The sequence below is a fragment of the Burkholderia sp. Bp8998 genome (assembly GCF_003854235.1).
GTDB lineage: Bacteria > Pseudomonadota > Gammaproteobacteria > Burkholderiales > Burkholderiaceae > Burkholderia.
Genome location: NZ_QTQF01000002.1, coordinates 31,748 through 46,363 on the forward strand (window position 1 = coordinate 31,748; position 14,616 = coordinate 46,363).

10 protein-coding genes are annotated in these 14,616 nt (G+C 61.2%); 8 read left to right on the forward strand and 2 right to left on the reverse strand.

The window, feature by feature from the left end:
• Positions 1 to 21: 21 nt before the first annotated feature.
• The 8 genes from DIE06_RS03065 (at position 22) to DIE06_RS03100 (ending at position 12,216) form a co-directional block, all read left to right on the forward strand.
• Complete coding sequence (locus DIE06_RS03065; protein WP_124660398.1) at positions 22 to 2,241, forward strand: GNVR domain-containing protein; 2,220 nt, start codon at positions 22 to 24, stop codon at positions 2,239 to 2,241.
• Positions 2,242 to 2,358: 117 nt separating this feature from the next.
• Positions 2,359 to 3,540 carry a glycosyltransferase gene (locus tag DIE06_RS03070; RefSeq protein ID WP_124660071.1) on the forward strand — a complete coding sequence of 394 codons (1,182 nt, stop codon included), beginning with the start codon at positions 2,359 to 2,361 and terminating at the stop codon, positions 3,538 to 3,540.
• Positions 3,541 to 3,617: 77 nt separating this feature from the next.
• A complete protein-coding gene (locus DIE06_RS03075; protein ID WP_260433517.1) occupies positions 3,618 to 4,985 on the forward strand; it encodes a DUF6418 domain-containing protein in 1,368 nt (455 codons plus the stop codon).
• Positions 4,982 to 6,220: a hypothetical protein gene (locus DIE06_RS03080; RefSeq protein ID WP_124660073.1), complete on the forward strand. Its 1,239-nt coding sequence runs from the start codon at positions 4,982 to 4,984 to the stop codon at positions 6,218 to 6,220. The genes DIE06_RS03075 and DIE06_RS03080 overlap by 4 nt, the downstream gene beginning before the upstream one ends.
• Positions 6,217 to 7,461 carry a glycosyltransferase gene (locus DIE06_RS03085; protein WP_124660074.1) on the forward strand — a complete coding sequence of 415 codons (1,245 nt, stop codon included), beginning with the start codon at positions 6,217 to 6,219 and terminating at the stop codon, positions 7,459 to 7,461. The genes DIE06_RS03080 and DIE06_RS03085 overlap by 4 nt, the downstream gene beginning before the upstream one ends.
• A 132-nt stretch (positions 7,462 to 7,593) precedes the next feature.
• The gene (locus tag DIE06_RS03090; RefSeq protein ID WP_124660075.1) at positions 7,594 to 8,796 is read left to right on the forward strand and encodes a glycosyltransferase; all 1,203 of its coding nucleotides are present in this window, start codon (positions 7,594 to 7,596) and stop codon (positions 8,794 to 8,796) included.
• 234 nt (positions 8,797 to 9,030) lie between these two features.
• Entirely contained in the window at positions 9,031 to 10,863 is a 1,833-nt protein-coding gene (locus tag DIE06_RS03095) for an alpha/beta fold hydrolase (RefSeq protein ID WP_124660076.1), read from the forward strand.
• A 72-nt stretch (positions 10,864 to 10,935) separates the two neighbouring features.
• Complete coding sequence (locus tag DIE06_RS03100) at positions 10,936 to 12,216, forward strand: hypothetical protein (RefSeq protein ID WP_260433518.1); 1,281 nt, start codon at positions 10,936 to 10,938, stop codon at positions 12,214 to 12,216.
• A 152-nt stretch (positions 12,217 to 12,368) separates the two neighbouring features.
• Here DIE06_RS03100 and DIE06_RS03105 read toward each other — a convergent pair whose 3' ends face one another.
• Both DIE06_RS03105 and DIE06_RS03110 read right to left on the reverse strand, forming a co-directional pair.
• Positions 12,369 to 13,919 carry a mannose-1-phosphate guanylyltransferase/mannose-6-phosphate isomerase gene (locus DIE06_RS03105; protein WP_124660078.1) on the reverse strand — a complete coding sequence of 517 codons (1,551 nt, stop codon included), beginning with the start codon at positions 13,917 to 13,919 and terminating at the stop codon, positions 12,369 to 12,371.
• Positions 13,916 to 14,500, reverse strand: a complete 585-nt coding sequence (locus DIE06_RS03110; protein WP_124660399.1) for a drug:proton antiporter — start codon at positions 14,498 to 14,500, stop codon at positions 13,916 to 13,918. Before DIE06_RS03110 ends, DIE06_RS03105 begins: the two co-directional genes overlap by 4 nt.
• Positions 14,501 to 14,616: the final 116 nt, after the last annotated feature.

Consider the following 14,616-nt stretch of genomic DNA (forward strand, 5'->3'; position numbering starts at 1 on the left):
TCGTCAATTCTGGAGTTTGGCATGAAGATGGAAAGACCTTCACCAAGCGTGCACCGCGACAGGGAGGCACAGGCTGCTCTCGGGGCACTCGGATTATCGCCGGTCGACATACTTGAGAACGTATTCGAACACGGGCGCATTTTTCTGGGCATTTTCGCCATGTGCTTGCTGATGGCGATCGTGTATGCGATCGCGGCGGCACCGGTGTACTCCGCGGACACGTTGATCCAGGTCGAGGAAAACAAGGCGAGTGCGCTGGGCTCGCTTTCGGCGATTTCCAAGGCGCTGGATATTCAGAATTCGGCGGTGACGGGCGAAATCGACATCGTTCGCTCGCGTTCGGTCGTCACCGAAGCCATCGACGCGACGGCCGCGCAGGCCAATGTTTCGGTGGAGAACCGCTTCCCGCTCGTCGGCGGCCTGATCGGTTCGTTCATGCCGAAAGACGCGAATGGTCTCGCCGCCGCTCCGTTCGGCCTGTCGTCGTGGGCCTGGGGAGGTGAGCGCCTCGAATTCAATGCGTTCGATGTTCCCTATGCGCAGACTGGAAAGGCGCTGGAGCTCGATTATCTCGATGGAAACCGGTTCCGGTTGAAGGACGGCAGCGGCAGCGAGGTGTTGAGCGGTGCGGTCGGTAAACCGAGCATGGCGAATGGCTATCGGGTCGACGTGTCGCGGATTGTCGCGAGGCCCGGCGCGCAATTTCGCGTGCGGAGCATTTCCAAGGACGCTTGCCTAGATGCGATCCTGAAGAAACTAAGCGTGACCGAAACGAAACGCCAGTCAGGCATCATGCAGATGAATTTCGAGGATGCTGATCCGGTGTTTGCCGCTCGCATGATCAATGCGATCGCGGAGAGCTACCTGAACTTCAACGCGCGACGTCGTGCCGACGATGCCGAGCGCAGTCTCTCGTTCCTCAACACGCAACTGCCGGTCGTCAAGGCGAGGCTGCAACAGGCTGAGCAGGCGCTGAACGCATTTCGCAACCAGCAGGGCTCGATTGATGCGCAGGGCGACATCAAACTGCTAGTGGATCAACTGGCGTTCGTCGACAAGTCGCGGCTCGAGGCGAAGCTCCAATATCAGGACCTGTTGTCGAAATATATGGCAGGACAACCTCAGGTCGTCGCTGCTTCCAACAAGATGAAGGAACTGGATCAGCAGGCAACGGTGTTGAAGGACAAGGCCGCGCGCCTGCCGTCCCAGCAACAGACGTATTTGCGGCTGTCGCGCGATGTCGAAGTCAATAACCAGCTGTATGTCGGATTGCTGAACAATACACAGCAGCTTCAGATCGCGGAAGCAGGCACGGTCGGCAATGCGTCGATTGTCGACAAGGCGGTGGTCAGCGACAAGTCGATCCGGCCGAAGCGCCTGCTTGTCATCGTGATGGGCGCCGTGATCGGCTTGATGTTGAGCTTTTCGGTGACGCAGGGCCTTGCGTTGCTGGCCGGTCGCGTTCGCGATCCGAATCGCCTGGAGTCGACGTTCGGCATTCCGGTTCTGGGGGTGCTGCCGAATTCACCGCACCCGCTTCAGACTGGGACGAAAAAGAAGGCTGCGCTCGTGACGAAGGATCAGGCCGATGCGCCGCTGGCCGATGCGCTGGAAAGCCTGACCTTGGCGTTGCAATACAAGTTGCGCGCGGACCGACGCGAGTCGAAGCTCGTTCTGGTTTCTTCCGCGGTGCCCGACCAGGGCAAATCGATGATTGCCGCCAATCTTGCCTACCTGTTCTCGCAGAAAGGCCTCAAGACCCTGATCGTGGACGCCAACGTGCGGTCGCCGGGGCTTCGTCGCTACCTGCCCGTGACCGCGACGAAGGGATTGGTGGACGTATTGAAAAATACGCTTCAACCCGAGAGTGCGATTACCCACGTGACCGACAACCTTCATGCGCTGTCCGCCGGAAAGGCCGGTGCGTCGGTGAACCGGTTCGCGGCCGCGGATTTCGACAGGGCGGTCGCCTCGTTGCGAGACAAGTACGACATGATCGTCGTGGATGCGCCGTCCGCGCTTCCCGTGGCGGATGTCGCTGCATGGTCGAGGTTTGCCGATATGACACTGCTGGTAGCGCGGCAGGGTTCGGTCAGCGTTGCCAGTATGGCGGAGGCGGTCGAAGGCTTGGGCAAGGTCGGCGCACGCGTGGACGGGCTGGTGTTCAATGGCTTCGAGCCTTCGACGCTGAGTCGAGTTGTGCGCCGCGCCGACACGCATCTCCGCGGGCATTACGCGTGACGCCGTGCGGAGCCTTTCGGCGTCGAACCGGTGCGCAATGCGTTGCGGCGAGTCGCGATCGAGAGCGACTGCGGTTCGAATGAGCGATTTGAGATTATCGGGCGCGGAGCGCATCGCATGAGTGATTCGATGGTAGGAAAAAGCGTACTGCACGACGAGATGCGAGCAGCACGGATCGTGTGGTTTCTCGGGCCTCGGCCGGCGAGCTGGAATGGCGTCATGCGCTATAGCCTCATGTGTATCGACCTGATTCCACGCAATGCAGGCTTTGACGTCGAAGCGATCGATATCCCGGCCGAGCCGCGCTCGATCCGGCGTTACTGGACACAGTTCGTCGCCTATCCGCTGAGAGCGGTTGCCGCTGCACGATCGGGCAGTTTCGTCGTGCTGTACCAGGAGGACCTGGCCTTCATGATTCCGCTGATCCGGTGGGCCGGCGGGCGTGTCGGTGTCGTTTTGCACCACGTGCAACATCCGGGACGGGTGCGCGGCTTCGTCGAGACGCTGAAGAGCGCGTATGTCCGACTGACCGAGGCGTTGATTGCCCGGGCGGATGTGGTGATTACGCCGTCTGATGCCACGGCGCAGGAAGCCGTCAAGGACATTCATGTTCGCGCGGAACGGATTCATGTCGTACCCAATGCATTCGACGATCGCTATGCACCTGTCGATGCCCGCATTCGTGAGCAGGCGCGATCGCTGCTTCTGACGCGCTTCGGCATACGAACCGGTGAAGCACTGGTACTGCTGAACGTGGGTTCGGATGAAACCCGGAAGAATAACGTGACGTTATTCCGGGCGCTGGCGTTACTCGGGCGCAAGGACGTGATCGTGCTTCGAGTGGGGCGTGCACAGAATCATGATAATCGTCAGGAGTGCGAGGACATCGCTCGTCAAGCAGGAGTTGACGCTCATTTCGTCGAGAACGTCAACGACGAGGATCTCGGCTATTTCTATCAGGCCGCTGACCTGTATGTATCGCCGACACTGCACGAAGGTTTCGGCCGAACGGTGATCGAGGCACAGATCGTCGGCGTGCCGATCATCGCGTCGGATTTGCCGGTGTATCGCTACACGATGGGCGAATCGTTTGTGGCTGTCGCGGATGCGACGGATGTCGTCGAATGGGCGCGTCAGATCGAACGAGTCGCCTGCGATGCTTCACTGCGGATGGACCTGGTGCGTGATGGCCGGATGAATGCACGGCGTTTTTCGTCTCAGGGAGTCGGCTCGATACTGTGTCAGGCGCTGGATCGAGCAGTGCATGGCCGGCCGGACACCTATCGGGCCGAAGGGTGAAAGAAGTCGCGATGCAAACGATACGAGGCGGCGCAAGGGTTGACGCGACAATCGGCCTTGCGGTGTGGACGCTCTTCATGCTCGTACTGGTGATCAATGCGATGTTGCCGGCGCTCGGTGTGCCGCAGCCGAGTGCCGTCTGCACGTTGTTGGTCGCGATGGCAGGACTGATCGTGCTGATCCGGGCCCGCCCGGTGTTCACCGTGACGATGCTTTACGTGTTTGCAATTGGATTGACCGCATTCATTGCCGGAGTCGGAATCGAATCCGGTGGGTTTCTTCGGGAAACGGACATATTCGGTGTGGCAAACGGTGCGTTCAGCCGCCTGTTTTCGTTCTATCTGGTTTTCGTCGCCTGCGCGTTTTTCGCGTTCGAGCGCATCGCGAGCGAGCGCGTCTCGTGTGTGCCGATCAAGGCATGCATGACGAGCCGCCCCTCCAGTATTGCACTCGGCATCGGACTGGCCGCCGCGATTCTCGGCACGGGGGTGCTGGCCGGATTGAGCGGAGGTTTCGCGCTTTTGAATGGAGTGAATCGCTATGCATTGCGAAACGATGCGTCGAACGGCACGTTGTTCAACCTGTTCCTGAACAACCAGACATTCGTCGCCGTGCTGCTCGGTACTTTTTGCACGAGTTCGAACCGGACTGTACGGTGGGTGTCAATTTTCATGATCGTGGCGGACCTGGGGCTCGAGGCGCTGCACGGCGAGCAGTTCATGTCGGTATTGCATGTCTGCTTGACCATGCTGATTCCGTTCATCGCGATTCACGCGATGAACGGCAGGCCTGTGCTTCGCTATCTGGGAATCGGTGCGGGAATTGCGCTCCTGATGGGAAGTGTCTCCGTCTTCTATGCATACAAGGGACAGGGGCTGGATGTATCCGAAACGATTGTTTCCCGTTTCCTGGAGCAGGGGCAGGTCTGGTATGTGGTGGATGGCGATGCCCATATGTTCAGTGCGCCGGCGCTGGGAGGGCTTGGCGCGTTCGAGCGCTTCGTGCGATCCCTGGGTTCCCTGACGGAACCGAATTTCTTCCGCGATGCGCCGGTGAGCGGTTTGCGCGACCTGATGCTGTCGTATGGCACGCCGGAAATTCTGAAGGCCTATGTCTTTGACGACGTCACGTTCACGATGGGAAATATGGCGGTGCCGGTCTATTGGTTCGGCTATGCGGGCGGCGCGCTCTTCGTTGCGGTAACGGGCGCCGTCTACGGGGCGCTGAGCGCGATACTGATCCAGATCGCGATGCGCGGCGGCGTCGTGATGCTCTGGCTGAGCGCGAAGATCTTCGCGTACGCAACATACGCCACGCAGCAAGGCGAGTACTGGACGATGTTCGGCGCACGAACGCTTTTCTATATGCTGATCGCGGGGATCTGGTGGTACTGCGTTGACGCGAGGCATTCGCGTCCTGAAGCGACGCAGGCGGGGGTATCGTGAACGCTTTCGTCAGGCTCCTGTTTTCATCGTTTGCCGGCGTGGTGTGCGAAAAGATCATCGGCGCACTCGCGGCTGTCGCGAGCAATCATCTGTTTGCGAACCTCTACGGTGCACGACTGTTCGGCGAATTGCAGTTCGCGTTGTCGCTCGCCTACGTGATCGGCAGCGTCGCGCTGATCTTCGGCGCGCAGGTGATCCAGCCGATCCTCGGAAAACACCCGAGGCTCCGGCACATGGTCGTTTATCGCGCTTTTCGCTTGCGGCTCACGTTGACGCTTGCCGTCATGGTGGTTTTCATGAGCATCGTGATGATCGTCATGCGCCCGTCAAGCGTGTCCGAGTTGACCTTGATCGCGGCCTTCGCGCTGATCGTCGAGCCGATCGCACTGGGTTCCCTGATGGCTTACGCCGAGTCCAGACCATGGGTCATCACGCGAGCGAGGGCCTATGCCAGCTGTGTTCGGGTGCTGTGGCTGTACTTGGCCGCCCATGCCTCGATGGGCGCGATCGTCGCCGCGTTCGCGTGGCCGCTGGAGGCTTGTGTCGCCGCCGCCGCGCCATTCAGTCGCTATCGCTCGCTTGCCTTGCACTCTCCGAAGTCCGTTCACGGTAGCGCGGTGGTGACGAAAACGCTCGTCATTCGAGGGTTGAAGATATGGCCTGCCATTGCCGCCAGCGTCCTGGTGTTGAGGATGGACCGCCTGTTGCTCGGCGTGCTGGTATCCAAAGCGGATCTCGGCATTTATGCGGCTGCTGCAGCGCTGGTGGAGCAGTGGAATTCGGTGGGAATGACGCTGGCATTGGCATTGGCGCCGAGCATGGTTTTTTCGGCGCGTAGCGAGTCGCATGTGCGCGCGAAGGCGGTGAAGCTCGGCGTGTATCTGGGGCTGGTGGGCTGCGTCGCCTGGATCGGCAGCTTTTTCATCGGCCACAAGGTCTTTCTGATGATATACGGGCCCGCTTTCGCATCCGGCGTGCCGATCATGATCTACGCGACCGGATGTTCGATTGCCACCTTCGTGGATGCGGGCCTGAGCACGTGGCTCCTGGCGGCACACCGTTACCGGCTCGTCATGATCAAGCAGGTACTGATCGTGGCGGCCATTGGCGCGGCACCGTTCGTCGTGCCCAGGTCGCTCGTCATGTATGCGCCGTCGACGGGCATTGCCGTATCGCTTGTCGTCTTCTGGTGCGGCTTGCTTGGACACCTGATCTATAGCAAGGAGCGACCGTGAAGATCTGTCTCTGTGCAAATCGCTTTCCACCGAATGTGGTGGGTGGCGCCGAAGTCGTCGTTCACGACCTCGCCGTGACGTTGCGCGATCGAGGGCATCAGGTGTCCATCCTGACGTTGTCGGATACGCGCGTCGGAACGCGGACGGTCGTCGACGATCTGGATGTGCACATCATGCCGAACCTGAACCTCTACAACCAGTTTGCGCCGGCGAAGCGGAGCTGGGTAAAGAAGGCCTTGTTTGGCGTGGTGGACACGCTTAATCCGTTCATGTTTCTTCTGGTCTGGCGTCAACTGAAGTCGCTCGGCGTCGACGTCCTTTGTACCAACAACATTAAGGGCATGGGGCCAGCCGTATGGCTCGCGGCCCGGGTGCTGCGCGTACCGGTGGTCCACGTGATGCACGACTACTGGCTCGTCTGTCCGGCGTCGACCCGCTTCAGGAACGGAAACGCGTGCAACGGCGCATGCAACGGGTGTCGCCGGATCTCGGCCCCGAAGGCCCGGTTGTCGCGGTTGGTGGATCATGCCGTCGCCGTGAGTGGATTCGTGATGGCGCGCCATCGCGAACAGGATTTCTTTTCAGCCGCCGAGCAGACGGTTATCCACAATTCGACCCCGTCGATCAGCACGGAAGGCGTGGAACCGACGAAAGCGCACACGTCTTTTCGTGTGGGGTTCATCGGGAGAGTGGACGAGACCAAAGGTATCCGCGAGTTTTTCGCGAGTGTCGCCGAGGCGGCGAAGGTGGTTCCGGCCATTGAAATCCATATTGCCGGTAGGGACCACGACGGGATGTTGCCGGAGCTGATCCGCGAGCATCCCGGCCTGACCTTCGTGCATCACGGTTTTATCAGCGCCGCAGCTTTCTACCAGGATATCGACCTCGTGGTGGTGACCTCGATGTGGGATGAGCCTTTCGGCGTGGTCGCGATCGAACCGTGGGCGTTCTTCAAGCCGTCGATTGCCTTTGCGTCAGGCGGCCTGGCGGAAGTGTTCGACGCGTTGCCCGAACTGATCGTTCCGCGCGGCGATTGCAAGGCGCTTGGCGCCCTAATCGCTCGACTCGCGAGCGATGAAGCGTGGTATCTGGATATTGCGCGCCGATGTCATGGCCGGCTGGCTGAATTCACGCAGGCCCGGCAGGTTCGGCAATTCGAGCGCGTTCTGCTGTCGACGATCGCCAACCATGACAGACACGACAGCATGTCACGACGTAAGGGGCCCCCCCGGGATGCATGAATTCATTTGTTTGTCGATGCGGGTTGCCGGCGGCGACGATACTGGCCGCCGCGGATGCCATCGAGAGTGCGGGACCTGCGGCCTGCGCGTGCCGGAAACCGTATGTAGCGGCCAGACCGTCGGGGAGGTGGCGTGAAACGGCGCGTATTGATGGTGATGACGCGGGACATTCCGCGCGAAGTATCCAATGGGCGCGAGCGTACGCTGCGCTTCATCCGGGACGCGATCGGCGAGGAGATGGAGGTCGCCGAATTCAAGATCCGTTCGATCTTCGAGGATGGCGATCTGCTCGCGAAGTTCGGCGTGGGCGTCCGCCTGGGATGGGGCGTGTTGCGTGGTGTGCCGTGTGCGCTGCAGGTTGCGATATTTTCACGCCGGCGAACAGGGGCGGCGTTGATGAGCGCTATCGCTGAATTCAGGCCGGACGTGATCTATTTCGACGGCATTCGCCTGATCGACTATGCGATTCTGGTTCGGCGAAGCCTGCCCGAATGCCGAATCGTCACGGACTTCGACGATCTCATGTCGCGCCGGGCCAGCATTCTGCGCGAGCAGGACTTTCCGTTGTCGGCAGGGTACTTGGCGAAGTCGATTCCGGGCCCGTTCGTCAGGTTTGCCAACGCCAGGATTTTTCGAAACGCATTTCTCCGCTATGAGGAGTTTGCGCTGAGGCGGCAGGAAGGAGACGCGATCCGGGCATCGAATGCCGTCACGCTCGTTTCCACGGAAGACGCTGGTGCGTTGAGGGCGTCCCTTGACGAAGGCGAAGCGGAGAAGACGCACGTCATCGCCCCGCCGATGAGTTCACGGATGCCGGTGCGCCATCCGGCGATACCGCTTCGATTCGTCTTTATTGGCTCGGATAGGCAATTGCAAAATCGGCTGGCCATCGAATATCTGGTGAAACTGTGGGCGCGCCTGGCACCGCCCGTCCCGCTGGTGATTTTCGGGCGCATGGTCGAGCGGTACGATCCCGTTCCCAACGTCGTATTCGCGGGATTCGCGGAAACTCAGGCCGACGTCTATACCGGATGTTCCATTGCGCTATGTCCTGCCTTTCTCCGGGGTGGCATCAAGTCGAAAGTTCTGGAGGCAATCTCGTATGGCTGCGTTCCGGTAGGTAACGAAGCGGCCTACGAGGGCCTCGGGTTCCAGGACGACGCGCTCGCAATGAACGAGTCGCGACTGGAGCGATTCGTGACCGAGCCCGCTGCGGATCTGGATCATGTCGTGGAAGCGGCGACACGATTCGCCGACTATTGCGAGCATCATTTCAGCGTGTCGATGTTCAATCGACGCTGGCGCGAGCTGATCGCGCCGCACAGTATGTCGTGATGCGCGACAGGGCTGCCGCGCCGGACTCAAGCAAGGTGCCAACTTGAAAAGTGGAGGGTGTTGAGGTCATGACAAGGACTGGGGAGAAGTTTCGACTTCCGATCGATTCCGGTCAGACCTGAAAGCAGGAATGGGGGCGGATCTTGATCCGTGAGCGATTTGCATCCTTCGGCCGTGCGACTTCGTCGTTCGGCCGAAGGATGCAATATCTTTTTTATAGATGTCCAAGAGAGAATGAGACCAATCGTATTTGGTGGGCGTTTTGGCTGGCTGCATTCGGGGGACGGAGTGCGGGGTGTCGTTCTGTGCAATGCATTCGGTCACGAATCCGTCTGGAGCCACGCCGGCATGCGCAGCCTGGCGGACGACCTGTCAGCCCGCGGCATTCCGGTGCTGCGCTTCGATTATCGCGGGACTGGGGATTCGGAAGGGGCTGATGGCGCGAGCGATCAGTTCGAGACCGCCGTGGCCGATGTGTGCGCGGCGATCGGCGTGCTCAAGGAAGAAACGGGCGTTACCCATGTCACTTTGTGTGGCCTGAGGCTCGGGACGGCATTCATGCTGCTCGCGGCTGGTCAGAGCCAGGTCGACGAGCTCGTGTTGCTGGCTCCTGTAGTGAGCGGCCGCGGCTACATGCGGGAACTGTCGATCATGCGCAATATCTGGCTCGACAAGTTGCCGGCGCCTTTGCGCGCGGCTCAGCAGCAGGACGTCTTGTTCAATGTGCTGGGGCAGGTCTACAGTCCTGCGTTCAGCGAGCAGTTGAAGGCATTCGACGTCGCCGATGCATTGAAGAAGGGCACATTTGCCAAGACGACGCGCACGCTTATTTTCGATGCGATCCCGGCCAATAGCGAGCCGTTGCGCCAAGGACTCGAGGCGCTGGGCGGCGAAGTCGAGCTCAGGCCTTTCGACGGTTACGCGGCATTCATGCAGGAGTCGGTTTTCTCGAAGGTTCCGACGCGGGTTTTATCGGTCGTGGTCGACTGGATCGCGGCCGGCGAGGTCCGGCGCGAGCCGTCGCCGCGAATCGGGCCGACTGTGGGTTGGGATTCGAATCTGATGCTGCGGATGGCGGACGCGTGCGAGCAACCGGTCAGGATTGGCGCCACGGGCCTGTTTGGCATCCTGTGCACGCCGCAAGCAATGAGCGACCTCGGTTCAGTTCTCTTGATCACGAATACGTCCGCCAGCGCACATGTTGGCGATAGCCGGCTTTCGGTGCGCATCGCCCGGGAAATGGCGCGTCGCGGCATTGCCTCGCTAAGGTTCGACGGGCGTGGCATCGGCGACAGTTCCGTATCTGGCGCGACCGCGGCGAAAATGGCGCTTCAGCCGGTTTATTCGACTGCTGTCGTCGAGGACACCGCGACCGCCGCCGGCTGGCTGAAAGAGATGGGATATCGAAACGTCGTGTCGTTCGGAATCTGCTCCGGGGCATACAGCGCATTACGCGCCGCTCTGCTTGGGCGGGCGCTGTCGGGCGTCGTATCGGTCAATCTGCAGAGTTTCCATATGCCCGACGGCGTTTCGATAGAAGGGCTGAGCCGACGTCAACCCAATTCGATGGCGGGTTATCGTTCTTCGTTTTTCGATCGCTCCAAATGGAAGCAGGTCCTGCGCGGCGAGCGAAGGATATTGCCTTTCGTTCGTCTTGTCCTGAAGCGTGCGGTGACGCCTCTGGGAACCCGGAGCGCAGCATGGTTGCGCCGGATGGGTGGATCTTCCGGCGTGGATGCGATGCAGGCCGATCCGCGGGGCATCCTGCGCACCTTGCAGCGAAAAGGGGTGAGTACGCTGTTTTTATGCGGTGCATACGACAGCAGCCTGGATTTGATGACGATGCATTTTGGCCGGTACGGAAAGCGGTTGTCGCGATTTTCATCAGCGCGCACGGTCGTGCTTGAAGGGATCGATCACAGTCTTTTCGGTCTGCACGCGGTCGACAAGGTCGTTGCTTTGTCCGCGGAGTTTACCAAGAGTCTCGACTCGCGACAGACGGCTGTCGGCAAGATGGCCGGGATCGAATTGCCGGCAGGATGTCGGCAGTCGGGTGTGCCGACTTGACCCGTACGTGCGGTCGTCTACGCCAGATTGATGATTTGCTTTCCATCCATTTTCAACCGGAATAAGGAACCTATGCGGGCACTTCGACGATTCCTGTTTGTCGTGTTCGGCGCACTGACCTTGCAGGTCGGTCACGGCTACTGCGATGACAGGGTGATGGCGTTCGCGCCCGCAAACACTTCCGGCAGCCGTGATTTCAAAGGTTCATCCAATGGGCTGCTCGCCGGCACGGCTTCCGTGTCGAAGGTCGACGTCCATACGCTGCTGTATCCCGGCAGCACGACCAAAGTACTGGCCCACTACTTACCGTGGTGGGGGCCCGATGCGCGTGGAGTGAACGTCGGCTATCGATCCGACGATCCGCAGCAGGCCCTGCGAACGTTCGCGGACATGCAGTCGCGGGGTGTCGACGGCGTGATTGTCGATTGGTACGGCAAGGGGCATTTCGTGGACAAGGCTTGGCAGGCATCCATGCCTGCGCTGACGAAATTTCCTGGCATGACGTTCTCGATCATGATCGATAGCGGTACCTTCAAGTTCAATGCGTGCCGCGGATGCGATCTGACTGAAACCATTCTGTATAACCTAGAATACATCTCGCGGGAATACTTTACGTCGAATCAGTACTTGCGTTACGAGGGTCACCCCGTCGTGTCCGAGTTCGGGGTTGACGCCGTCGGAAAGGCGGACTGGGTCCGGATTCATGCCGCTTACCCCGATATCTACTGGATCCATACGCACGCGCAAGGGTTCGATCTTCCCTATAGCAAGGGCGCGTTCGTATGGGTTCAGCCGTCATCCAGGATATGGTTGCAAAGCATCGGAAGCCGTCGTGACCCGATCCATCGCGAGCGCTTCTACGATTTCGCCACGAATAAGCGGCCCGCAATGATCGCGGTGGGTGGCGTCTGGAGCGGATTCGACGATTCCAAGGCGCCGTGGAGCGCTGCTTCGCCAAGCTATCTTGCACAATCGTGCGGCCAGACCTGGCTCGACACGTTCAAAAGCATCAACGACCGGTATAGCGTGCAGCACCAGCTTCCGTTCCTTCAACTGATCACCTGGAATGACTATGAGGAAGGCACCGCGCTGGAAACCGGCATTGCCAGTTGCACCACGATGGAATCGCAGCAAGCCGGAGGGAGGCTGACCGTACGGATCACACATCCGGAAACCGTCGACCACCTCGAGTTATACCGGCAAATGGGCCCGGCGTCGTTCAGGTTGGTCGGACGCTATCCGGCTGATGCGACGAGCGTACCGCTTCCGGACACCCAGGGCGCTACCTATTTCATCAAGGCAGTGGGCAAGCCGTTCATTCAGAATGTCGTGTCGGCCGCCATCGTCGTTTGATGACGCACCGTGACTGCCATACCGCCCAGTCGACTGCGGTCACGACGGTGTTCATATCTGGACCGCGGGATTCACGGTGTTGATGCCGACCACGTTTGGCGAGCTGCCGTACGGTTGCGGATCCCGCGGCGTTCGCGCGAACGAATGCAGGGTTATCGTACGTCCTGAACCGGCATCCGGGCGTTTGGTTCCGCGGCGGACATGTCGACTGTCGATCGACCATACTGATCGTCGAACCGCACAATATCGTCTTCGCCGAGATAGTCGCCCGACTGCACCTCGATGATCTCGAGCGGAATCCGGCCGGGATTCTCGAGTCGGTGGACCTCGCCGACGGCGATGTAGGTCGATTCGTTTTCGCTGAGCAAAAACGTCTCGTCCCCGCGCGTGACCTTCGCGGTGCCGCGCACGACGATCCAGTGCTCGGCGCGGTGATAGTGCATCTGCAGCGACAGCCGCTTGCCGGGTTCGACGACGATCCGCTTTACCTGGAACCGCTCGCCGAGATCGATCGAATCGTAGTGTCCCCACGGCCGCTGCACCTTGCGGTGCTCGCTCGCCTGCGGGCGGCGCTCGGTCTTCAGGCGCTCGACGATGTTCTTCACGCGCTGCACGTCGTGCTTGTTCGCGACCAGCACCGCATCGGGCGTCTCGATCACGACGACGTCCTTCATCCCGACGCACGCAATCAGCCGGCCCTCCGAGCGCACGAGACTGTCGTGCGTGTCCTCGAACACGATCGGGCCGCGCGCGACGTTGCCCTGTTCGTCCTTCGGCATGATTTCCCAGATCGCATCCCAGGTGCCGACATCCGACCAGCCTGCCGACAGCGGCACCACGATGCCTTCGATGCCAAGTTCGGGGCTCTCCGCGAGGCGTTCCATGACCGCGTAGTCGATCGAGTCGGATGGACAGGCGTCGAAGGCTGCCGCGTCGATCCGGAAGAACGGATCCTCGGCGGTGCCCGCGCGCCACGCCGCGTCGCAGGCTGCATGGATGTCAGGCGCGAGCGCGCGGATCGCCTTGAGCCAGATCGAGGCGCGCGTGACGAAAATGCCGCTGTTCCACCAGTAATCGCCCGAATGCAGGTAGCGCTCGGCGAGCGCGGCATTCGGTTTCTCGACGAAGCGCCCGATCGCATAGCCGCCCTGGCCGCCGAGCCGGCCCATGCGCGGTTCGCCGACCTGGATATAGCCGTAGCCGGTTTCCGCGCGGCGCGGCAGCACGCCGAGCGTGACGATCGTGCCTTCCTGCGCGTAGCGCGCCGCGCGTCCGATCGCTTCCTGGAACGCAGCGATGTCGCCGATCACGTGATCGGCCGGCATGACCGCGAGGATGGGGTCGTCCGCGAGCACGCTGGCGTCGAGCGCCGCGAGTGTCAGAGCAGGCGCCGTATTGCGCGCGGCCGGTTCGAGCAGGATGCGGGCGGGCGCCGCGCGCCCGAGCACCTGCGCGGCGCTCATGATCCGATGCTGCTCGCCGCATACCAGCAGCAGCGTGTCGCCGAGCGCCGCGTTCGCGATGCCGTTCAGGCGGTGCGCGGTCGCCGACAGCGGCGATTCGTTCGAGGTCAGCTCGATCAGCTGCTTCGGATACTGCTCGCGCGACAGCGGCCAGAGCCGCGTGCCGGAACCGCCGGCGAGAATGACGGGCAGGATGCAGGGCAGCTCGGGTTCGGGAACCGGGCGAAGGGTGGCGCTCATCGATTGGCTCCGGTGTCGGCTGGCAGCCGGTTGTGTGCGCGGCCGTCGATGCGCGCGTCCTCGTTTCGCGACCGCGGTGCCGAGATGGTCCGGGACAGCAACTGGCGCAGCGCGCCGGCGGCGCGGTCCGCCGGCCGGACGAGACCGACGAACGGCGCGCCTTGTTCGAGATACGGGCCGTAGGCCTTGCGGAATCCGAAACGCTTGTAGAAATCCTGACGTTGTGCGGGCACGTGCGTGCGCACCGCTGCGTCGGGCCATGCGGCCTGCGCGGCCGTGAGCGCACGCTGCATCAGCTGCTCGAGGGTGCGGTCGTCGCGACATGCCTCGCTCGTCAGCACCTTGTCTATCATGACGTCCGGATCGACGTCGTCGCCGGGCAGCACGCGCGCATAGGCGACGACTTCCGTCGTGTCGCCTTTATACATGCACGCGAATACGTGCAGCGCATGCGCATCCTTGCCGTCGATGTCGAGATGCGTGTGCGCGCCCTCGACCACCAGCACCGCGTTGCGCGAGCGCAGGATTGCATAGAGATCGACGGCGCTCAGGTGTTCGAATTCACAACAATGCCATTCCATGATGCGGTCCTCGCGTGAAGCCTTCAGCATACCGAACCGCATGAACACGTTCGTTCGGTGCTGATCGACGATGCCCATGATGCGGATGCGGGGCGCGCCGGTCTGTTCGAAAGCCT

Coding starts and splice junctions, on each gene's coding strand:
- DIE06_RS03100 (WP_260433518.1), top strand. CDS start 10,936: ATGCGGGCACTTCGACGATTCCTGTTTGTCGTGTTCGGCGCACTGACC.
- DIE06_RS03105 (WP_124660078.1), bottom strand. CDS start 13,919: ATGAGCGCCACCCTTCGCCCGGTTCCCGAACCCGAGCTGCCCTGCATC.
- DIE06_RS03070 (WP_124660071.1), top strand. CDS start 2,359: ATGAGTGATTCGATGGTAGGAAAAAGCGTACTGCACGACGAGATGCGA.
- DIE06_RS03095 (WP_124660076.1), top strand. CDS start 9,031: ATGAGACCAATCGTATTTGGTGGGCGTTTTGGCTGGCTGCATTCGGGG.
- DIE06_RS03110 (WP_124660399.1), bottom strand. CDS start 14,500: ATGGAATGGCATTGTTGTGAATTCGAACACCTGAGCGCCGTCGATCTC.
- DIE06_RS03065 (WP_124660398.1), top strand. CDS start 22: ATGAAGATGGAAAGACCTTCACCAAGCGTGCACCGCGACAGGGAGGCA.
- DIE06_RS03075 (WP_260433517.1), top strand. CDS start 3,618: ATGCTCGTACTGGTGATCAATGCGATGTTGCCGGCGCTCGGTGTGCCG.